This is a genomic window from Stenotrophomonas sp. YJH_SMC_133 (assembly GCF_059370655.1).
The window spans coordinates 279484-299521 of the sequence record NZ_JCAFTW010000002.1 but is presented as its reverse complement, the minus strand read 5'-3'; the positions used below and the strand labels follow the sequence as shown (position 1 = coordinate 299521).

General features: G+C 67.2%; 18 protein-coding genes. 5 read left to right on the top strand and 13 right to left on the bottom strand.

Annotated features, from left to right (window positions below; all coding sequences use genetic code 11):
• Nucleotides 1–59: 59 nt before the first annotated feature.
• From AC5P78_RS03910 to AC5P78_RS03875, 8 genes are all read right to left on the bottom strand, one after another.
• Nucleotides 60–1331 (bottom strand): septal ring lytic transglycosylase RlpA family protein, encoded by a 1272-nt coding sequence (locus tag AC5P78_RS03910; protein ID WP_111117669.1) that lies wholly within the window; start codon nt 1329–1331, stop codon nt 60–62.
• The gene (mltB, locus tag AC5P78_RS03905; RefSeq protein ID WP_012481291.1) at nt 1328–2473 is read right to left on the bottom strand and encodes a lytic murein transglycosylase B; all 1146 of its coding nucleotides are present in this window, start codon (nt 2471–2473) and stop codon (nt 1328–1330) included. The genes AC5P78_RS03910 and mltB overlap by 4 nt, the downstream gene beginning before the upstream one ends.
• 991 nt (nt 2474–3464) lie before the next feature.
• Complete coding sequence (rodA, locus tag AC5P78_RS03900; RefSeq protein ID WP_059035456.1) at nt 3465–4559, bottom strand: rod shape-determining protein RodA; 1095 nt, start codon at nt 4557–4559, stop codon at nt 3465–3467.
• 136 nt (nt 4560–4695) lie between these two features.
• Entirely contained in the window at nt 4696–5808 is a 1113-nt protein-coding gene (gene rodA / locus AC5P78_RS03895) for a rod shape-determining protein RodA (protein WP_005411073.1), read from the bottom strand.
• Nucleotides 5805–7880 carry a penicillin-binding protein 2 gene (mrdA, locus tag AC5P78_RS03890; protein WP_012481293.1) on the bottom strand — a complete coding sequence of 692 codons (2076 nt, stop codon included), beginning with the start codon at nt 7878–7880 and terminating at the stop codon, nt 5805–5807. The genes rodA (AC5P78_RS03895) and mrdA overlap by 4 nt, the downstream gene beginning before the upstream one ends.
• A gap of 3 nt (nt 7881–7883) precedes the next feature.
• Nucleotides 7884–8369 (bottom strand): rod shape-determining protein MreD, encoded by a 486-nt coding sequence (mreD, locus tag AC5P78_RS03885; RefSeq protein WP_005411075.1) that lies wholly within the window; start codon nt 8367–8369, stop codon nt 7884–7886.
• Nucleotides 8366–9463: a rod shape-determining protein MreC gene (gene mreC / locus AC5P78_RS03880; RefSeq protein ID WP_005411076.1), complete on the bottom strand. Its 1098-nt coding sequence runs from the start codon at nt 9461–9463 to the stop codon at nt 8366–8368. The genes mreD and mreC overlap by 4 nt, the downstream gene beginning before the upstream one ends.
• 121 nt (nt 9464–9584) lie before the next feature.
• Nucleotides 9585–10631, bottom strand: a complete 1047-nt coding sequence (locus AC5P78_RS03875; RefSeq protein WP_005411077.1) for a rod shape-determining protein — start codon at nt 10629–10631, stop codon at nt 9585–9587.
• 283 nt (nt 10632–10914) lie between these two features.
• Here AC5P78_RS03875 and AC5P78_RS03870 point away from each other — a divergent pair, with 283 nt between their 5' ends.
• Nucleotides 10915–11853: a carbohydrate kinase family protein gene (locus tag AC5P78_RS03870; RefSeq protein ID WP_005411078.1), complete on the top strand. Its 939-nt coding sequence runs from the start codon at nt 10915–10917 to the stop codon at nt 11851–11853.
• A gap of 318 nt (nt 11854–12171) precedes the next feature.
• On the opposite strand, the gene AC5P78_RS03865 is transcribed toward AC5P78_RS03870, so the two are convergent.
• From AC5P78_RS03865 to ubiE, 4 genes are all read right to left on the bottom strand, one after another.
• Nucleotides 12172–12807 carry an HAD family hydrolase gene (locus tag AC5P78_RS03865; RefSeq protein WP_099484352.1) on the bottom strand — a complete coding sequence of 212 codons (636 nt, stop codon included), beginning with the start codon at nt 12805–12807 and terminating at the stop codon, nt 12172–12174.
• Nucleotides 12795–13526, bottom strand: a complete 732-nt coding sequence (locus AC5P78_RS03860; RefSeq protein ID WP_005411080.1) for a hypothetical protein — start codon at nt 13524–13526, stop codon at nt 12795–12797. The genes AC5P78_RS03865 and AC5P78_RS03860 overlap by 13 nt, the downstream gene beginning before the upstream one ends.
• Nucleotides 13527–13653: 127 nt before the next feature.
• On the bottom strand, nt 13654–15582 hold the full coding sequence (locus AC5P78_RS03855; protein WP_262248332.1) for a M1 family metallopeptidase: 1929 nt from the start codon (nt 15580–15582) through the stop codon (nt 13654–13656).
• Between the two features lie 270 nt (nt 15583–15852).
• Entirely contained in the window at nt 15853–16614 is a 762-nt protein-coding gene (gene ubiE / locus AC5P78_RS03850) for a bifunctional demethylmenaquinone methyltransferase/2-methoxy-6-polyprenyl-1,4-benzoquinol methylase UbiE (protein ID WP_005411082.1), read from the bottom strand.
• A gap of 80 nt (nt 16615–16694) precedes the next feature.
• On the opposite strand from ubiE, the gene AC5P78_RS03845 reads away from it, so the two are divergent.
• The 4 genes from AC5P78_RS03845 to AC5P78_RS03830 all read left to right on the top strand — a co-directional run bounded on the left by AC5P78_RS03845 (nt 16695) and on the right by AC5P78_RS03830 (nt 18507).
• Nucleotides 16695–17147, top strand: coding sequence for a nucleoside deaminase (locus AC5P78_RS03845; protein ID WP_005411083.1), 453 nt, complete (start codon nt 16695–16697; stop codon nt 17145–17147).
• A 198-nt stretch (nt 17148–17345) separates the two neighbouring features.
• On the top strand, nt 17346–17606 hold the full coding sequence (locus tag AC5P78_RS03840; RefSeq protein ID WP_060381179.1) for a hypothetical protein: 261 nt from the start codon (nt 17346–17348) through the stop codon (nt 17604–17606).
• Nucleotides 17607–17681: 75 nt separating this feature from the next.
• Nucleotides 17682–18017, top strand: a complete 336-nt coding sequence (locus AC5P78_RS03835) for a hypothetical protein (RefSeq protein ID WP_005411085.1) — start codon at nt 17682–17684, stop codon at nt 18015–18017.
• Nucleotides 18018–18084: 67 nt separating this feature from the next.
• Nucleotides 18085–18507, top strand: coding sequence for a low affinity iron permease family protein (locus tag AC5P78_RS03830; protein ID WP_005411086.1), 423 nt, complete (start codon nt 18085–18087; stop codon nt 18505–18507).
• Between the two features lie 83 nt (nt 18508–18590).
• On the opposite strand, the gene smeF is transcribed toward AC5P78_RS03830, so the two are convergent.
• Nucleotides 18591–19991 (bottom strand): multidrug efflux RND transporter outer membrane subunit SmeF, encoded by a 1401-nt coding sequence (gene smeF, locus AC5P78_RS03825; RefSeq protein WP_012481298.1) that lies wholly within the window; start codon nt 19989–19991, stop codon nt 18591–18593.
• Nucleotides 19992–20038: the final 47 nt, after the last annotated feature.

Here is a 20038-nt window from a genome sequence, read left to right as displayed (position 1 = left end):
AACGTAACGGCCATTGTAAGGCCGGGGGAGCATGGGCCGGCAGCACCGGCCCGGGCGGATCAGTCCTTGACGATCTGCGGCGAACCCAGGCCCAGACCGGCGATGCGACCGACAAGTTCCGCCGCACTGGCATGGTCGCTTGCCGGAACACGCAGGCGGAACAGGGTGCGGCCACCGGCGGCGATGTCGCTGATGGTCGCGCCGACGATGCCGGCGGCACTGAGCTGGCCCATCGCGCGGTTGGCGTTGTCGCGGTTGGAGAAGCTGGCGACCTGCACCATCACCGCGCCGACCATCTGCTGCGACAGGCTCGGCGCCGCCGCGGCGGCACGCACCGGTGCCGGTGCCGGTGCCACCGCGCGCGGGGCCGTGCTGGCGACAACGGCCGGAGCCGGCGCGGAGTTGCGCACCACCGGCGCGATTGGCGGCAGGCTGCTGACCGCCACATCCGGCGCGGTGCTGGCCACGCCCCGGGTGGTGGCCGGCTGGCCGCGCGCCGGGGCGCCATCGGTCGGCAAGCGGTTGACCAGGCGATCGATATCACTGTCGGTGGAAGCACGTGGCGGCGCCGGGCGCGCACTGGCCACCGCGGTGGCGGCGGCCGCTTCAGCCGCGCGACGCTCGCGACGCGACGGCTTCTGCGCCATCAGGTTGCTCTCGCCCGGTTGCAGCGCGCGCACCTCGACATTGCCGGTACCGCGTTGGGTGATGCCCAGGCGCACGGCGGCGGCATAGCTGAGATCGACCACGCGGCCGTCATGGAACGGGCCACGATCATTGACACGCACGATCACCGACTCGCCGTTGTCCAGGTTGGTCACGCGGGCGAAGCTGGGCAGCGGCAGCGTCTTGTGCGCGGCAGTGAACTGGTACATGTCGTAGACCTCGCGGTTGGAGGTCAGGCGGCCATGGAACTTGGCCCCGTAGTACGACGCGGTGCCGCGCTCGACGTAGTCATGGGTGTCGTCGAGCACCTTGTACGACTTGCCCAGCACCACGTACGGCGACTTGTTGCCGATGGCCGAACGTTCCTCGGCGGTCACTTCCGGCTCGGGGATGCAGGCCACGTTGGGAATGTAGTCGGGCGTGCTGTCACGCACGCCTGGTTTGTACAGGCCACCAGCGGTGTAATTGCCGCGGGTGCTGAGGTCTTCCTTGGCCGCTGCATACGGCGAACCTTCCGGGCAGTGCGCCGGTCGCGAACCACGGCCCTGCACCACCGTCCCGCTGGACTTGCCACCATGGCCGGCCGTGGCCGGCTGCTTCGGCGCGCTGCTGCAGGCCGCCAGCGCGAAGACGATCAAGCTCGGGACCAACCATCTGATGTTCATGCCGGGGGCAGCTCCTGTCCGGCGATGGCCTGGGACAGCTGGAACACGGCCATCGCGTACATCTTCGAGAGGTTGTAGCGGGTGATCGCGTAGTAGTTCTGGAAGCCCAGCCAGTACTGCTTGCCGGTGCTGCCTTCCAGGGTGATCGGGGTGGCGGTGGCGCCCGGCTGCACCGGCGTGCTCGGCTGGTAGCCGCGCTGTGCGAGGTCGGCCAGCGACCAGGTGGGCATCCATTCGGTCGGGTTGAACTCCTCGCGGCCCGGGGCCAGCGTGGCCGGTACCGCAACCTGGCCACCACGCACCCAGCCCCCCTTCTTCACGAAGTAGTTGGCGATGGAGGAGAACACGTCGTCGTAGCTGTTGAACAGGTCGCGTCGACCATCACCATTGCCGTCCACCGCGTAATCGAGGTAACTGGACGGCATGAACTGGCCCATGCCCATCGCACCGGCATAACTGCCCTTGAGCGTGGTGATGTCCAGTTTTTCTTCGCGGCCCAGCTCGAACAGCTTGGCCAGCTCATCGCGGAAGAACAGCTCGCGGCGCACTTCGCGTTCGAGCTTGGCCGGGTCGCCGCTGCGTGGGTAGTAGAACGCCAGCGTGTACAGCGCATCGAGCACGCGATGGCTGCCGGCATTCTTTCCGTAACTGGTTTCCACGCCGATGATCGCCACGATCACTTCGGCCGGCACGCCGGTGCGCTGCTGCACGCGATCCAGTTCGGCACGGTGTTCGGCCAGGAACGCGCGACCGCCATCAATGCGTGCCTTGCTGATGAACATCGGCCGGTATTCGTTCCACGGCTTGACCCGCTCGGCCGGGCGCGACATCGCGGCGATGATCGGCTGGCGCACCTGCGCCTGGTCGAGCACGCTGCTGATCTGCTCCGGCTTCAGGCCATAGCGCTTGGCGGTATCGGCAATGAAGCGGGCCCGCGCGACCTCGAACGGCACCGGGGTGAGATCGACCGGCGGCGCGGTAGCCGCAGTTGCTTCGGGTGCAGCCTCGGCCGGCCCATGGGCCTTGGTGGCGGGCTGGCGCGGCGTACTGCTGGCCTGGGGTGAAGACGGTGGGGACTTCGGCTGGGTCGCGCAGGCGACCAGGCCGAGGGTGAGCATGCAGGCCAGAGTGCGTCGAATCATCGTCGCAGGTTAGCAGGTCATGGATGAATTAAAACCCCTAACACCATGAATCACAACGATTTGCCCGTGTTCAGCGGGAAATGTGAAGACGTCGTGATCGCACTTCCCCATTCAGATAGAGGTTGCCGGTTGCGTCCCCATCCCCGCAGACGCAACCGGCGACCGGATCCGGTCGGTACCCGCGCGGCTGCCGCTCCCCAGTGGCAGTGCTCCGCGCTCCCTGTACCCGTTGGATCAGTACTGCTTCCCGCCCGACGCCCCCTCGCGCTGCAACGATTGACGGCGCGCCGTGCCGAACGGGCCGCCATTGTGCAGGCCGATTACGACAAGTCCATTGATCAAGATCAACGCGGCGTAAAAGTGTGAACCAGCTAACGTTTTTTTCGGACTTTGGTCAGCGAGTGTGCTGTCCTGCATCGTTGTGAGAACGCTTCCACAGCGAGCGTTGCGCAGAGTCAGGAAGTTTCCAGCCAACGGCGCAGCCCCTCGTGGGTGGTGTCTGGGGTGGTCGCGGAAAGCAGAAGCCGCGGGTGGGCCGGTCGGGTTGGGTACGCGGGGGACGCCGTGAATCCGTCCCTGGAGGCTTGGCAGCCGCATCCATGCGGCTGACACCCCCGCGTACCCAACCCGACCGGCCTCTGACAGATTTCGGAGGTCTGCCACCCACGGAGAAGAAAGAGAAGATCAAAAGCGGGTCGCGACGCTGCGCTTGCTCGTGAGCCGAGCATGGATCGGCTCTACACAAGGCAATGAAGCGACCCGCCAGGCCGCCTTTGCTTTTGATCTTCTCTTTCTTCTCTGTGGGTAGACGCGCACGGAACCTGTCCGTGGCCGGGTAGATGGGCTGCGCAGGGGCGTGAGCCGCATGGATGCGGCGACCGAGCTACATGGATGTACTTGCAGCGTCCCCTGCGCGGCCCATCTACCCGGCCCCACCCATGAACTGCTTTGCGCGGTCACCCACGAGGGGCTGCGCCGTTGGCTGGAAACCCTATCCCCCGTGCACGGGCCGGTGCCCGCGCACCGCCATCACCAGCCCGATACCCGCCAGCAGCGACACCGCCGAGGTACCGCCATAGCTGATCAACGGCATCGGAATGCCCACCACCGGCAGCAGGCCGGAAATCATCCCACCGTTCACCAGTACGTACACGAAGAACGCCAAGCCCAGGCTGCCGGCCAGCAACCGTGCGTGCGTGTCGCGGGCGTGCACCGCGATCCACAGGCAGCGGCCGACCACGAACAGGTACAGCGTAAACACGGTGGCCACGCCGATCCAGCCGAACTCTTCGGCCAGCACCGAGAACGCGAAGTCCGTGGTGTACTCAGGCAGGAAGTCCAGCGCGGCCTGGGTGCCCTGCCCCCAGCCACGCCCGTCCCAGCCACCGGAGCCGATCGCGATGCGCGACTGCAGGATGTTCCAACCGGTGCCAAGCGGATCCGCCGACGGATCAAGGAAGGTCAGCACGCGATCCTTCTGGTACTGCCGCAGCAGGCCGAACCAGGCCAGCGGCGCGGCAACGGCAAGGCCCGTCGCGCCAGTTGCCACCCAGCCCCAGTGCAATCCGGCCAACAGCAGCGCGAACACGCCGCTTGCGGTAACCAGCGTGGCGGTGCCCAGGTTGGGCTGCATCAGGATCAGCACGGCGGGTACGCCGATCAGCACGGTGGTGGTCAGTACGGTGCGCGGCGACGGTGGCAGCGGTTGCCGATGCAGGTACCAGGCCATCATCAGCGGCAGGCTGAGCTTGAGCAGTTCGGACGGCTGCAGGTAGAACACGCCGAGATTGAGCCAGCGCTGCCCGTACTTGCCTGTACCGATCACATACACCGCCATCAGCGGCAGCAACGACAGCGCATAGATTGCCGGCGTCCACGCGCGCAGCCGCAGCAGCGAAACGCGGGACAGCAGCCACATCGACGCCAGGCCACCGGCAAAACGCGCCGCCTGCCCAGCCACCGGACCGGACACGCTGTGCAGCACCGCCAGGCCCGCGCCCATCAGGATCAGCAGCGCGATCAGCAATGGCAGATCGATCGTGCGCGCCACCTCACGGCAGCCGCCAAGCAGTCGTTTCCATTCCACGTGGGCACGGTAGCAATGCGTGCTTGCGTGAAGCTGTCAGGGTGCGCGTGCGCTTGTAGAGTCAAGCCGTGCTCGACTCTACAGAACAGCGGATGCAATCGAGCAGATGGAAGCGCGACGAAGCGCGCGACCGGTGCTAGCCGTAGCCGCCGTGCACCGGGTTGTGACTGCGTACGGCCATCACCAGGCCGAAGCCGGCCAGCAGTGACACCGCCGAGGTACCGCCGTAGCTGATCAGCGGCATCGGCACGCCCACCACCGGCAGCAGGCCGGAAATCATCCCGCCGTTCACCAGTACATAGACGAAGAACGCCAGGCCGGTAGCGCCGGCCAACAGGCGCGAATAGGAATCGCGCGACTGGCTGGCGATCCACAGGCAACGCCCGATCACCACCAGGTACAGGGTCAGCACCAGGGCCACACCCATCCAGCCGAACTCCTCGCTCAGCACCGAGAACGCGAAGTCGGTGGTCTGTTCGGGAATGAAGTTCAGGTGCGACTGCGAGCCCTCGCCCCAGCCCTTGCCATCGAAGCCACCGGACCCGATCGCGATCTTCGACTGGATGATGTTCCAGCCGGCCCCCAGTGCATCCATCTCCGGGTCCAGGAACATCATGATGCGGTCCTTCTGGTACGGCCGCAGCAGCCAGAACCAGGCCACCGGCGCGACCGCAGCCACGCCGCCCACGCCCAGCCCGACCCACCACCACGGCAGGCCTGCCAGCAGCAGTACGAACACGCCACTGGCGGCGATCAGCACGCCGGTACCGAAGTCGGGCTGCAACATCACCAGGCCGGTCGGCACGCCGATGATGATCAAGGCCACGAGCACGGTGTTGAAGCGCGGCGGCAGCGGCATCTTGTGCAGGTACCAGGCCACCATCATCGGCAGGCTGACCTTCAGCAGCTCGGCCGGCTGCAGGTAGAAGAACTTCAGGTCCAGCCACTGCCGGCCGTACTTGCCGGTGCCGAGCACGAACACCGCCAGCAGCGGAATCATGGAGATCGCATAGATCATCGGCGTGGCCGAGCGGATGCGCAGGATCGGCACCCGCGAGATGCCCCACAGTGCAGCCATGCCCACCGCGAAACGCGCGCCCTGGGCCATCACCAGGCCGTCGCCACCGGCACTCTTCAAGGTGGCCAGGCCGATCACCATCAGCGCGCCCAGGGCCAGGCACAACACCCAGTCCAGCGTGCTGAAGAAGCGGCGCAGCATGTCGCCGGCCCAGCGCAGGAACACTTTCATCGTGCGGGCTCCGCAACCGTCGGGCGTGGCGTGGCCGGCACTGCGGCAGCGGCCGGCGTGCCCGGCTGCGGCGCAGGGGCCGGTTCGGGGGTGGGGGCACCCACCTGCGCCGGGTGTTCGCCCAGCTGCGCGGCCGCCAGATCACCGGACTGGCGTGCGCCGGCGTCTTCGTTGTCGAACGCGGTGGCACCGATGGCGGTGGTACCACGCTCGCTGTCCAGCGGCTGCATGCCCTCGGGCATCTTGCCCAGCAGGTAGGCATCGAACACCTTGCGGGCGATCGGCGCAGCAGCCGAACCACCATAGCCACCGCCTTCCACCGCCACCGCGATCGCGATCACCGGGTTTTCGACCGGCGCGAAGCCGACGAACAGCGCGCGGTGGCGCAGGTGCATGGGCAGGCTCTTCGGGTTCACCGCTGCGGTGCCCTTGCGGCTGATGACCTGCGCGGTACCGGTCTTGCCGGCCATCACGTACGGCGCACCGACCGCCACACGCCAGCCGCTGCCGCCCGGCCGCATGGTCGCCATCATGCCCTCGCGCACCGCCTGCACGTTGTTGGGGTTGGGGCTGACCGGCTTGCTCTCGCCGGGCGGCGCCGCGGTCCAGTCGCTGTCGAAGCCGTCGCGCTGCTGGATCACCAGGTGCGGGGTGCGCAGCTGCCCGTCGGCCAGCGCGCTGACGCCGCGCGCCAACTGCAGCGGGGTGACCTTCCAGTCGCCCTGGCCGATGCTGATGTTGACCGTATCGCCGGGGTACCAGGCTTCCTTGCGGGTCTTCCGCTTGTAGGCCGGCGACGGCAGGATGCCGCCGATTTCGCCGGTGAGGTCGATACCGGTCGGCTGGCCGAAGCCGTAGTACTCCATGTAATGGTCGAAGCGCTCGATGCCCAGGTCCAGCGCCAGCTTGTAGTAGTAGGTGTTGACCGACTCGGCGATGGACTTGCGCAGGTCGGTCCAGCCATGGCCGCCACGATGCGCATCACCCCAGCCACGGCTGGTGCCGGGCAGGTAGAACATGCCGGTGGACAGCACCTTGTCTTCCGGGCGGCGCACGCCCGAGTCCAGGCCGGCCAGGCCGATCAGCGGCTTCAGCGTGGAACCGGGAGCGACGCCGCCGAGCACCAGGCGGTTGAACTGCGGCCGCGACGGGTTCTCGTTCAGCGCCTTGAAGTCGGCATGGGAAATGCCGTTGACGAACAGGTTGGGGTCGTAGGACGGCAGGCTGACCATCGCCAGCACCTCGCCGGTACGCGGGTCCATCGCCACTGCCGAGCCCTCCTGGTCGCCGAAGGCGGCCACCATGGCACGCTGCAGGTCCGCGTCGATCGACAGCCGCAGGTCGGCGCCGGACTGCGCGGCCACCCGGCCGATGGTGCGGATGGCACGGCCCTGCACGTTGGTTTCGACCTGCTCGTAGCCGACCTTGCCGCGCAACTGCTGCTCGTAATAGCGCTCCAGGCCGGACTTGCCGATGTGGGTCAGCGCGGCATTGCCTTCGCCGAGGATCTCCAGGTCCTTGTCGTCGACACGGCCGACGTAGCCGATGATGTGCGCGAACAGGTCGCCGTACGGGTAGCGCCGGGTCAGGTAGGGCTCAAGCTCGACGCCGGGGAAGCGCCAACGGTCGACGGCGAAGCGCGCCATCTCCTCGTCGCTCATGCGCAGCTTCAGCGTGACCGGCAGGAACTTGCGGCGCGCCTTGCGCGACTTGTTGAACGCTTCCAGCTCTTCCGGGCTGATGCTGATGATCTTCGCCAGCCCTTCGAGGGTGGCGTCCATGTCCTTGACCTTGTCCGGGGTCACGTCCAGGCGGAACGCTGGCACGTTCTCGGCCAGCAGGCGGCCGTTGCGGTCGTAGATCATGCCGCGCCCGGGCACCACCGGCCGCGGCTTGATGCGGTTGGCTTCCGAGCGCGTGGCGTAGACGTCGTGGTCCAGCACCTGCAGCTTGAAGTACCAGCCGCCCAGGCCCAGCAGGCAGACCAGCACGCCCAGGAAACCCAGCGCCGCGCGGCGGCGGAACTGTTCGGCTTCAGCGTGCGGATTCTTGACCTGGCGACGCGGGATCATGGCTCAGCGCCCGCGCTTGCCGAAGCGCACCGCGTCCAGCAGCACGAACACCAGCGGCCACAGGCCCATGCCCAACAGCGGGGCCCACCAGTACGACCACGGCAGGGTCGGCTCGCCCACCAGGATGTGGACCAGCGCGCTGACGATGCGGTCGTTGAACAACAGGCCACCGATGGCCAGCATCTGCTGCGACATCGGGAAGAAGCGGATGCGGGCGCGGAAACGCTGCAGGATGAAGGCCAGCATCACCAGCCGCAGCGCCTGTTCGCCGAGCACGCCGCCGTACAGCAGGTCGGCGACCACGCCGCTGGCGAAAGCGATGCCCAGGCCGACGCGCTCGGGCGTCTCGATCACCCAGTACGCCAGCACCAGCGCCAGCCAGTACGGGCGCAGCGGCTGCAGCAGCGCCGGCAACGGCAGCAGGCCCAGCAGCAGGGCTACGACCAGGCTGGCCGGCAATACCCACGGGTTGTCGCGCAGGCGGCTCATCGCTGGGCCTCCGGCGTGGTCGGTTGCCGGCCAGCGGCCGGCACTACCGGGGCAGCAGGATCAAGCGAGGATGCGGGGGCAACAGTCCTCGTTTGCGACGAGGGCTGTTGCCGGCCAGCGGCGGGCACTACCGGGGAGCTGACCGGAGCTGGCGTTGTTGTCGCTGGCGCGGCTCCCGCAGGCACGGTGGCGCCGGTGGCCGGGCCACCCGGAGTGGTTTCTTCCAGCTGCAGGCGCAGTTCCGGCGGAATGCGGATCGCCGCACCGGGGCGCAGCAGCAGCACATCACGGCCACGATCCAGCTGGGCGGCTGGCTTCAGTTCGCCGACCAGGAAGGCATGGGTGTCGTCCGGGCGCAGGCCGGTGATGGTGCCGACCGGGAAGCCGGCCGGGAAGCGGCCACCGAGGCCGGAGGTGACGATCTCATCGCCCACTTCCACACCCGCGCTGAGCGGGATGTCGCGCAGCTCCAGCGTGTCGCCGCGACCGTAGACGATCAGGCGTACGCCGTTGCGGGCCACGGTGACCGGCACCGCGTGGTCGGGGTCGGTCAGCAGCAGCACGGTGGAGGTACCGCCGGTGACGCTGATCACCTGCCCCATCAGGCCACCGGCATCGATCACCGCCTGCCCGACATGCACGCCTTCGCGGCTGCCGGCGTCGAGCACCAGGCGCTGCTTCACCGGGTCCAGGTCGATATCCAGGATCGGCGCCAGCTGCACGTCCAGGCCACTGCGCTCGGCCACGTTCAGCAGTTCGCGCAGCTGGGCGTTGTCCAGCGCTGCGGTCTGCAGTCGGGTCAGGCGCGCGTTGGCCAGCAGCAGCTGGTTGCGCAGTTCACGGTTCTCGGTGACCAGCTGGGTGTGGCTGGCCGCGGAATCCTTGACCTGGTTGCCGAGCTTGCCGGGCAGACCCGCCAGTGCCCACACAGGCTGCACCAGGCTGTTGGCCTGCTCGCGCAGGCGCGCCAGCCAACCCGCCTGATCGTCAAGGACGATCAGTGTGATGGCCAATGCAAGATAGGCCAGCAACCGCAGGGGGCTGGCGGCATCACCGGATCGGGAGGCAACGGGAGGACCGGCGTAGGGCGGCACGGCAACGATTCAACTGGCAGAAGGCGGAAGGGAAACACGCGGACGCCCCGCCGGTGCCGGCCCGCCATCGCGGCGGGCCGCACCCCGGAAGGGCGCGGCGGGCAGGAACGGCCGGGACGGCTTATTCCGGCGCAAAGAACTCGTTGCCGTGCATGTCGACCAGTTCCAGCGCACGACCGCCACCGCGGGCCACACAGGTCAGCGGATCGTCGGCCACCTGCACGTGCAGGCCGGTTTCCTCGGAGATCAGGCGGTCCAGGTCACGCAGCAGGGCGCCGCCGCCGGTCAGCACGATGCCGCGCTCGGCAACGTCGGCACACAGTTCCGGCGGGGTCTGCTCCAGCGCCAGCTTGACCGCGCTGACGATGCCCGACAGCGGTTCGTGCAGGGCTTCAAGCACCTCGTTGGAGCTGATCTTGATCATCTTCGGCACGCCCTCGGCGAGGTTGCGGCCGGAGATCTCCAGCTCCTGCACCTCGGCCTGCGGGTAGGCACAACCCAGCTCGACCTTGATGCGCTCGGCGGTGGCTTCACCGATCAGCATGCCGTGGTTGCGGCGCACGTAGTTGGTGATGGATTCGTCGAAGCGGTCGCCGCCGATGCGGACCGAGGCCGAATAGACGATGCCGTTGAGCGAGATCACCGCCACTTCGGTGGTGCCGCCGCCGATGTCGATGACCATCGAGCCACGGGCTTCGGTGACCGGCATGCCGGCGCCGATCGCGGCAGCCATCGGCTCTTCGATCAGGTACACGTCACGGGCACCGGCTTCCTCGGCCGATTCCTTGATCGCGCGGCGCTCGACCTGGGTCGAACCGGCCGGCACGCAGACCAGCACGCGCGGGCTCGGGCGCAGCACGCGCGACTTGTGCACCTTCTTGATGAAGTGCTTGAGCATCGCCTCGGTGTAGGTGAAGTCGGCGATGACGCCGTCCTTCATCGGGCGGATGGTGGTGATGTGGCCCGGGGTACGGCCGAGCATCTGCTTGGCCTCGGCGCCAACGGCTGCCACCGAGCGGGTGCCACCGATGGCACGGTCCTGGCGCACGGCCACGACCGACGGCTCGTTCAGCACGATCCCCTGCCCGCGCACGTAGATGAGGGTGTTGGCCGTGCCCAGGTCGATGGACAGGTCGTTGGAGAACATGCCACGGAGTTTCTTGAACATCTGAGGAAGGAGTCCTGAGGGGTGTCGTGCCCGCCGCGGGATGGCGAAAAAATGGGCAGAAATCGAGGCCGACAAGCCTAGCAACCCGCCTGCCGCCGAGCAAGGAAAAAACTAGCTGAACCCGCGTCTTCACAGGCTTTCGGCCTGATCGGGCATCACCCGGTTCTGGCCCTGAGCGGCACCAGCGGGTAACCTTTGCGCCGTCGGGCGCCCAAGGGCGCCGTTTGCTTGCCCGCTGAACCGGGCCGGCCCACCCCAAAATTCACCGCATAGGCTTACATCGATGTCCGCTCTGATCTGTGGTTCTCTTGCCTTCGACACCATCATGGTGTTCCCGGACCAGTTCAAGAATCACATCCTGCCGGACAAGGTGCACATCCTGAACGTGTCCTTCCTCGTGCCGCGCATGCGCCGCGAGTTCGGCGGCTGCGCCGGCAACATCGCCTACAACCTGCACCTGCTGGGCGGCCAGCCGATCCCGATGGGCACCGTGGGTTCGGACTTCGGCCCGTACCGCGAATACTTCGAAGGCCTGGGCATCGACCTGTCGCGCGTGCGCGTGATCGATGAGCTGTTCACCCCGCAGGCGTTCATCACCACCGACCACGACAACAACCAGATCACCGCCTTCCACCCGGGCGCGATGATGCGCTCCTACGAGAACCACGTGCGTGGCGTACCGGGCGTGACCCTGGGCCTGGTCGGCCCGGACGGCCGCGAAGGCATGATCCAGAACGCACAGGAATTCCACGAGGACGGCATTCCGTTCATCTTCGACCCGGGCCAGGCCATGCCGCTGTTCAACGGCCCCGAGCTGCGCGCCTTCATCGATCAGGCCGACTACGTGGTGGTCAACGACTACGAGTCGAACCTGCTGCAGGAGCGCACCGGCTGGGATGAGAAGGAGATCGTCAGCCGGGTCAAGGCCTACATCACCACCCGTGGCCCGAAGGGTGCGGTCATCCACACCCCGGAAAAGAGCTACGACATCCCGCCGGCGCACGAGCGCCGCGTGGTCGATCCGACCGGCTGTGGTGACGCCTTCCGCGCCGGCCTGATCTACGGCATCCAGAAGGGCTACGACTGGCTGACCATCGGCCGCATGGGCAACCTGATGGGCGCGCTGAAGGTCGAGCACCCGGGCACGCAGAACCAGCGCTTCACCTTCGATGAGTTCAACGAGCAGTTCAAGCAGCAGTTCGGTTACGCGCTGGGCGCGTAAACGAACTGCCCGCGCATCCCACCTTGTCCCCGCGCCTTCGGCGCGCCCCCTTGAACAACAAGGGGGCTTTCCACCCGATGCGCTGCTGGGAATGCTGTTGGTAGGTGTCGACCTTGGTCGACACTGCCGGCCAGCGGCCGGCACTACCCCTTCTGCCAGGCCGCCAGCCTGGCCACGGGTGTTCTGGTAGGTGTCGACCTTGGTCGACACTGCCGGCCAGCGGCCAGCACTACCCCTTCTGCTGCCAGGCCGCCAGCCTGGCCACGGGTGTTCTGGTAGGTGTCGACCTTGGTCGACACTGCCGGCCAGCGGCCGGCACTACCCCTTCTGCTGCCAGGCCGCCAGCAAGGCGCGGCAATCGGCGAAATGCCAGTCGGCCCGGCCCGGCCATGGGTTCTCCGGCAGGTTGACCAGCACGGTGTGGGCGCCCGCGGCACGACCGCACTCCAGGTCGTAAGCGTGGTCACCGACCATCACCGCGTGCGCAGCCCCGATGCCCCAGCGACGAAGATGCTGCTGCAGGCCATCCGGCGAGGGCTTGGGCACCGCTTCATCGCGGCCGATGATGTCGGCGTCGTCGAACAACGCCCCGACCCCGATCGCCTCCAGCGTCAGCTTCGCCAGCGCATGGTCGTTGCGGGTCAGGATGCCCAGCCGGCAACCCGCCGCCGCCAGCGCGCGCAGCAGCTTCACCGCCCCCGGCGCTGGCAGCGCGTCCTCGGCCAGGGCGCGCTCGTGATCCAGCAGCCACGCGCGCTTGGCCTGCGCCGGTGCGTCGGGCAATGCCGCGATATGGTCGAGGATGTCTTCCTCCGCGGCGATCTCCAGCGCGCGGCGGATCGCGGCGAAGTCATGCACGGCCACCGTCAGTGTGCCGTCCATGTCGAACACCCAGTGCCGGATCGCGGACAACGCGTGCACTGCGCTGCCCGTCGCAACCCTCACTGCCACCATTGCGGCATGCGGCTGGCGTCGACACCGCCGGTTTCGAACACGGCCGTGCGCGTGCCACCGGCCTTGACCGGGAACTCGATGCTGATCGACTTGCCCTTGCGCGCCAGCTTCCACAGTGCCTTCTGATCGGTGATGAACAGGGCGATGGCTTCATCAGTCTTCGGGCGCCAGGCCGCCATTGGTACCGGCTTGCCGTCATCCACGGTCACTTTCACCGTGCATTGCGGGCAACGGAAATCACCGGCCTGCAGCACCAGGTAGGCATGCCGCTTCCACTCCGGATGATCGCGGAACACCAGCTGCACCGGTTTGGCGCCGCTGCCATCCACGTCCACCCGTTCCTTGCTGTAGATCTGCGCCGAGACCTGGTTGCCCTTGCTGCCCACCGGAATCTGGTTGTACTGCCATAGCCCCTGCATGCGGCGCAGGTCGCGCGCGGCGTCGCCCTTGGCCTTGACCTCGTCGAAGCCTGCGGCTATGCGCTCGGCGGCGGCGGTGTCCTTGTACTGGTCCAGCAGCGAGGCACCATGCAGGCGCGCGCGTTCCCAGTCCTGCGCGGCCACGGCCATGTCGTACTGCTTGGCCACGTCTTCGGCCTTGGCCTCCTTCTGCGCCTGCGCGGCGGCCGCAGCGGCTTCCTGCGCCTTGCGTTCCTCTTCCGGGTTGCTGCAGGCGGCCAGGGCCAGGGTGCAGGCGGTGAGCAGGATCAGTCGTTTCATGGCGGAGGTCCTATGCGAGTGCATCCCGATTCTATCGGCAGCGAAAAGCGGATACACCAACGGCGGGTTTCCCCGCCGTTGGTGGTGAAGCAGTGACCGGTTGCCGGCCAGCGGCCGGCACTACCGCTTACTTGGCTTCAGCCTTGGCCAGCATGTCCTGGACCGAGGCGGTGGTGATCGGGTGGTAGCCCGGCTTGGCCTTTTCGAAGGCCTGCTTGGCCAGTTCCAGACCCTTCGGGGTCTTCACCAGTTCGGCGTAGATCGGCAGGATCAGCTTGCGACGGCCGACGCGCTCGATGAATGCAGCCGCCCCTTCATTGGCCTGCTCGTAGCCGCTGCGGATCGCCAGCGGGTACCAGCGCATGGCGATCTCGCCATTGGGGGTGCCGGTGAAGTGGAAGGCCTTGTCCAGCGTGGCCAGCTTGTCCAGCGGCTGGGTCGCACCGAGGCCGTCGATGAAGCGCACCCATTCCTGGGTGCTCCAGTCGGCGATGACCTGGCTGCTGGGCACGGTACCGGCGCTGGCGAATGCGATGCGCGCGGTATCGACGCTGCTGAAGTTGCGCGACTGCGCCTTGGCCGCGAACGCCGGGATGCCCGGCTCGTCCAGCCACGCCTTCAGTTCGGCCTCGGTCACGGCCGACGGATTCTTCGGCAGCAGGTTCTTCTTCATGTACGCGACGAACTGGTCGGTGTTCGCGCTCTGGAAGGCGTGGTCATCGAACCAGCCCCGCAGGAACGGATCGAAGGTCTCGCGGCCGAAGCGCTGCTCCAGGAACTCCAGGAACCACGAACCCTTGACGTAGGCGACCTGGCTGAGCGCTTCGTCGGGATCACGCTCGTTCAGCGGCGGCAGCGCCAGTGCCTGGTCAGCCGGGCTCATGTCCTTCACTTCGGCCAGCAGGTCGGTCTGGTCGATCTGCTTCTCCATCTCGGCCATCTCCTTGCCGTACAGGGCTTCGGTGATGCGGCCCTGGACGTAGGTGGTGAAGCCTTCATTGAGCCAGATGTCCTTCCAGCTGGCGTTGGTCACCAGGTTGCCCGACCAGCTGTGCGCCAGTTCGTGGGCCACCAGCGAGACCAGCGACTTGTCGCCGACGATCACGGTCGGGGTGGCGAAGGTCAGGCGCGGGTTTTCCATGCCGCCGAACGGGAACGACGGCGGCAGCACCAGCATGTCGTAGCGGCCCCAGCGGTATTCGCCGTACAGCTTCTCGGCGGCACCGATCATCTTCTCGGTGTCTTCGAATTCCTTGGCGGCCTTGTTGACCATGGTCGGCTCGGCCCAGACGCCGGAGCGGCCGGAGATCGGCTCGAACACCAGGTCGCCGGCCGCGATGGCCAGCAGGTAGGACGGAATCGGCTGCGGCATCTTGAAGGTGTAGTCACCGTCACGCGCGGCCTTCGGGTCGTTGTCGGCGCTCATCAGCACCATCACGTCCGGGCGCGAGACCACGTGCGCGCTGTAGGTGAAGCGCACGCTCGGGGTGTCCTGCAGCGGCACCCAGGAACGGGCGTGGATGGCCTGCGACTGGCTGAACATGAAGGGCAGCTTCTTGCCCTCGGTCATCGACGGTGCCAGCCACTGCAGGCCCGAGGCGGTCGGCGCGGTGTGGTAGGTCACTTCCACCTTGGCCGGCTGTTCCGGGGCCTCGATGGTCAGCTTGCTGCCGAACACCTTGTCAGCGGCGGCCAGCTCGAACTCCAGCGGGCTGCGCGCGCCATCGGCGGCGACGGCCTCGACCTCGGACACGGTCAGCTCGCGGGTGTCGAGCACCAGCTGCCTGGCGTCCTTCTGCTTCCATTCCAGGGTGTAGGTGGCGGTGCCGCCAATCTGCTTCTGGTCGAAGTCGAGCTTCAGATCCAGCGCGATGTCCTTGATGACGACCTTGTCCGGCTCGGCGTACGAGCTTTCGTCGTGGCTGCGGTTCTCGGCGTTCACGGGGGCGGCAGGGGCCTTTGCGGCAGTCGGGGCGGCGGCGGGCGCGGCCGCCTCCTGGGAGCAGCCGGCGGCCAGGGCCACGGCCAGCGGAAGGAGCATCAGCGGATTACGCATGAATCGGGACCGTTACGGGGATCAAACCCCAATGGTACCTCCCTCCGGCCCGGCAGGCGTTGCGCGGTGCGGGGTAATGGCAGGCAAGCCGATCCTGCGCCTCGGGCGCATGCCAACCAATGTCGGCATCTACAGGCAGGTACCAACCTTGGTTGGCACGGACCCATCAACGCATGCGGCAGGCCCGTGCCGACCAAGGTCGGCACCCACCAGAGCGGATCACCGCAGCGGGCGAGCACCAACCAAGGTTGGCACCCACCAGAGCAGGGTTTACAGCTTGTAGCCGGAGTGGATCGAAACGATGCCGCCGGTCAGGTTCTTGTAGTGGCAGCGCTCGAACCCGGCCTGCCCCATCATCGCCTTCAGTTCATCCTGCGGCGGGTGCTTGCGGATGCTCTCGGCCAGGTACTGGTAGCTGTCCGAGTCATTGGCGAACAGCTTGCCCAGCTTCGGCAGGATCTTGAACGAGTGGAAGTCGTAGATCGGCTTGAACCAGTCCGCGGTGACTTCGGAGAACTCCAGCACGCGGGCCTGGCCGCCGACCTTCAGCACGCGGTACATCTCGCGCAGGCCAGCGTCCTTGTCGGTCACGTTGCGCAGGCCGAAGGCGATGGTGACCAGGTCGAAGCTGTTGTCCGGGAACGGCAGGGCCTCGGCGTTGCACTGCACGTAGTCCAGGCCCAGCACCAGGCCGCGGTTGGTCAGGCGGTCACGGCCGACCGACAGCATGCCGGCGTTGATGTCGCCCAGCACCACCGAGCCCTCGGCGCCGACGCGCTCCTTCAGCAGGGCGGCGATGTCGCCGGTGCCGCCCGCCAGATCGAGCACGCGGTCGCCCGGCTTCACCTGCGCGGTGGCCACGTAGTAGCGCTTCCACGCCCGGTGCACGCCCAGGCTCATCAGGTCGTTCATCAGGTCGTAGTTGCGCGCGACCGAGGTGAACACCTGGCCGACCAGCTTCTGCTTGTCCTTGGCGGCGACGTCGCGGAACCCGAAATGGGTGGTACCGGCTTTGTAGGGGGATTCGCTCATGGCCCCGATTATCGCACCGCCGGGGGCCAGCGGCACCCCCTGCCCGTATCATGGCGGGCCACGACTTACCGGAGCCCCGCATGATCACCACGCCCGACTACCAGGCCCTGCTGCAGACCGCCATCGCCGAAGCCCGCCAGGGCCTGGCCGAGGGCGGCGTGCCGATCGGCGCGGCCCTGTACCACAACGACGGCCGCCTGCTTGGCTGCGGCCACAACCGCCGCGTGCAGGAAGGCGACCCGTCGGTGCACGGCGAGACCGATGCGTTCCGCAAGGCCGGCCGCCAGCGCCGTTACCAGGACACGATCATGGTCACCACCCTGGCACCGTGCTGGTACTGCTCTGGCCTGGTGCGCCAGTTCAACATCGGCACCGTGGTGGTGGGCGAATCGCGCACCTTCCAGGGCGGCATCGACTGGTTGCGGGAAAATGGCGTCAACGTGATCGACCTGGACAGCCAGGAATGCGTGGACCTGCTGGGCGGCTTCATTGCGCAGCACCCGGAGATCTGGAATGAAGACATCGGTGAATGATCACCACGCAGTGTCCTGTTGAACCCGTTTAATGAACGCTTCAGTGCCGGCGCGCCCTAGTGCCGGCAGCGTTTGCGGCCATTGCCGTGAACCAGTGCACAGTCAGCTGCGCAACGTGCACACGCTGCGATAACACCCCGCCCGGCTGCCGCGCCTAGGGTGGGGTTACCGGGACTTCTTTCCCCGGCGGAGCCAGCCATGTGCGCGCACGCCGTACGACCTGCACCAGACTCGATCCTCGACCCGATCCGCGAACGCCTGCAGCAGCAATATGCACTGCACCGGCGCGGCGCGTTGTTCTGGACCGCCTACCAGCGCATGCAACTGGAGCTGGTCCGTCGCCATCCGCTCGACCACGAGCGCCTGTGCAACGCGATGGCCACCCTGGCCGAAGATCTCGGTGCCGTCGAGCACGCGCAGTTGATTGGACATGCCAACGCCAGCTCCACATCGCGCTGACGCGGCATGCACCGCCACATACGCCACACTCCGATGAACCCCCACTCCCTTTCCACTCAACCGAACTGGATTGTCATGCACGCTGAAGTCCCCACCATTCCTCCGGTCATCAACGTTGACGCCGAGCTGGATCACTGGCGCCGCCAACATGCCGAAGGCGCACTGCCGCACAACTCGTTCGGCTCGTACGTGCCGTGGATCAAGTTTGCCTGCGATTCGCTGATCACCCAGCCGCGCGCCAGCGAGGCCGAACGTGACGAGATGTTCCAGACCCAGTACGCCCTGCAGATCATGCCGCGACTGAGTGAAGCCCAGGCCCGCGAATTCGTCGACCGTTGCTGGCAGCACGTCTACCAGAGCAGTCCGGTGCGCAGCCTGCAGGCACCGCGGCTGCAGCGCATGCGCGCCTGACCGCCGCTGCACGGCGCCTGCACGGGCCACTGCCGATCATCCTCGTCACCTGAGTGGGACGACGACGATGAAAGTACGAAACCTGTTCAATACGATCGCCAAGAAGGCCGCGGCCGCCACCGGCTCGCCGTGGACCTTCCTGGCTGCAGTAGCGATCGTGGTGATCTGGGGCATCAGTGGCCCGGTGTTCGGTTTCAACGACACCTGGCAGCTGGTGATCAACACCGGCACCACCATCATCACCTTCCTGATGGTGTTCCTGATCCAGCACACGCAGAACGCGGACACCGCCGCGATGCAGATCAAGCTGGACGAGCTGATCCGGGCGACGGCCGAAGCCAACAACGAACTGTTGGATCTGGAAGAACTGGACGAAGCGCGCCTGGAAGAGATCCGCGCCGAGTACGAGCAGATGGCGCGCGAAGCCGGCGATGCGCTCGCGCGGGTGCGCGCCTGCCATGCAGCGCGGCGCGACGATGAAGCGGTGTAGCAGGTCCTGAAATGACAATGCCGGCCAGCGGCCGGCACTACCATCGATCATCAGGGTAGAGCCGGCCGCTGGCCGGCTGTCCTTCAGCTGCGCTCGTGCCAGCCACCGCCCATCACCTTGTACAGGGTGATGCGGTTGGCCTGCTGCGCCAGCTGCGCCTGCAGCTGGGTCTGTTGTGCGTTGTAGGCCGTACGCCGCGCATCAAGCAGGGTCACGAAGCTGTCCAGGCCCGCGTCGTAGCGCGCCTGCGACAGGCGGTTGGCCTGTTCGGCCGCTTCCACCAGGCGCTGCTGTGAACTCACCTGCTCGTCCAGGCTGACATTCAACGCCAGCGCATCGGCGGTTTCGCGGAAGCCCACCTGGATCGACTTCTCGTACTGCGCCAGAGCGATATCACGATCGGCGTTGGCGATGGCCAGGTTGGCGCGCAGCTTGCCGCCCTGGAAGATCGGCAGCGTGATCTTCGGCAGGAAGCTCCACACGCGCGTACCGCTGTCGAACAGGTTGGACAGTTCGCTCGAACCACTGCCGATGCTGCCGGTCAGCGAGATGCTCGGGAAGAACGCCGCGCGTGCCGCACCGATATTGGCGTTGGCCGCCAGCAGCTGGTGTTCGGCGGCCATGATGTCCGGGCGCTGCAGCAGCACGTCGCTGGGCAGGCCGGCCGGCGGCGGTGCGAGTGCAAGCAGCTGCGGCTCGATGCTGTCCGGCAGCAGCGCCGGATCCAGCTGGCCACCGGCCAGCAGCGCCAGCGCGTTGCGGTCCTGGGCCAGCTGGCCACGCAGGCGTGCGGCGTCCGTACGCGCGGTCTCGACCAGGGTACGGGTCTGGGTCAGCTCCAGCGCCGAACTGCCACCACGTTCGTGGCGGGCCTCGGCCAGGCGCAGCGAATCCTCGTAGGTCTTCAGCGTGGCATCGGCGATCTTCAGCCGCTGCGCATCGGCACCGTAGGTCAGCCATGCGGTGGCCGTCTCGGCCACCAGGCTCAACTGCGCGTTGCGGCGGTTGGCGGCGACGGCGAAGTACTGCTGCAGCGCGGCTTCACTGAGATTGCGCACGCGGCCGAACAGATCCAGCTCGAACTCGGCCACGCCGACACCGGCGGTGAACTGTTCGTTGACACCGGCGTCGGTGCCCTGGCGCTGCATCTGGCCGGTAACGGCCACGCCGGGCACGCGATCAGCGCGCTGCACACGGTACTGGCCGCGCGCGCGCTCAACGTTGAGCACGGCCACGCGCAGATCGCGGTTGTTCTGCAGCGACTGGTCGATCACCTGCTGCAGGCGCGCATCGGTGAAGAAGTCGCGCCAGCCGACGGCGGCGACATCGGCCACCTCGCCCTGCGCGGCTTCGGCCGGCCACTGCGCCGGGATCGCCGGGGCGACAGCGGTGTTCTTCGGCACCAGGGTGGAGCAGCCGGCGAGCGCGAGCACAGCGGCAATGGAAAGGAACAGGGATGCACTTTTCATGGGAATGACTTCCATCGGTACTGCCGGATGGCAGGAGGTCATGCCGGCCAGCGGCCGGCACT

Bases quoted from the DNA above. Each gene is read 5' to 3' on its own strand.
- AC5P78_RS03910 (WP_111117669.1), bottom strand. From the start codon at position 1,331: ATGAACATCAGATGGTTGGTCCCGAGCTTGATCGTCTTCGCGCTGGCG.
- mltB (WP_012481291.1), bottom strand. From the start codon at position 2,473: ATGATTCGACGCACTCTGGCCTGCATGCTCACCCTCGGCCTGGTCGCC.
- rodA (WP_005411073.1), bottom strand. From the start codon at position 5,808: ATGAAAGTGTTCCTGCGCTGGGCCGGCGACATGCTGCGCCGCTTCTTC.
- mrdA (WP_012481293.1), bottom strand. From the start codon at position 7,880: ATGATCCCGCGTCGCCAGGTCAAGAATCCGCACGCTGAAGCCGAACAG.
- mreD (WP_005411075.1), bottom strand. From the start codon at position 8,369: ATGAGCCGCCTGCGCGACAACCCGTGGGTATTGCCGGCCAGCCTGGTC.
- AC5P78_RS03875 (WP_005411077.1), bottom strand. From the start codon at position 10,631: ATGTTCAAGAAACTCCGTGGCATGTTCTCCAACGACCTGTCCATCGAC.
- AC5P78_RS03870 (WP_005411078.1), top strand. From the start codon at position 10,915: ATGTCCGCTCTGATCTGTGGTTCTCTTGCCTTCGACACCATCATGGTG.
- AC5P78_RS03865 (WP_099484352.1), bottom strand. From the start codon at position 12,807: ATGGTGGCAGTGAGGGTTGCGACGGGCAGCGCAGTGCACGCGTTGTCC.
- AC5P78_RS03860 (WP_005411080.1), bottom strand. From the start codon at position 13,526: ATGAAACGACTGATCCTGCTCACCGCCTGCACCCTGGCCCTGGCCGCC.
- AC5P78_RS03855 (WP_262248332.1), bottom strand. From the start codon at position 15,582: ATGCGTAATCCGCTGATGCTCCTTCCGCTGGCCGTGGCCCTGGCCGCC.
- ubiE (WP_005411082.1), bottom strand. From the start codon at position 16,614: ATGAGCGAATCCCCCTACAAAGCCGGTACCACCCATTTCGGGTTCCGC.
- AC5P78_RS03845 (WP_005411083.1), top strand. From the start codon at position 16,695: ATGATCACCACGCCCGACTACCAGGCCCTGCTGCAGACCGCCATCGCC.
- AC5P78_RS03840 (WP_060381179.1), top strand. From the start codon at position 17,346: ATGTGCGCGCACGCCGTACGACCTGCACCAGACTCGATCCTCGACCCG.
- AC5P78_RS03835 (WP_005411085.1), top strand. From the start codon at position 17,682: ATGCACGCTGAAGTCCCCACCATTCCTCCGGTCATCAACGTTGACGCC.
- AC5P78_RS03830 (WP_005411086.1), top strand. From the start codon at position 18,085: ATGAAAGTACGAAACCTGTTCAATACGATCGCCAAGAAGGCCGCGGCC.
- smeF (WP_012481298.1), bottom strand. From the start codon at position 19,991: ATGGAAGTCATTCCCATGAAAAGTGCATCCCTGTTCCTTTCCATTGCC.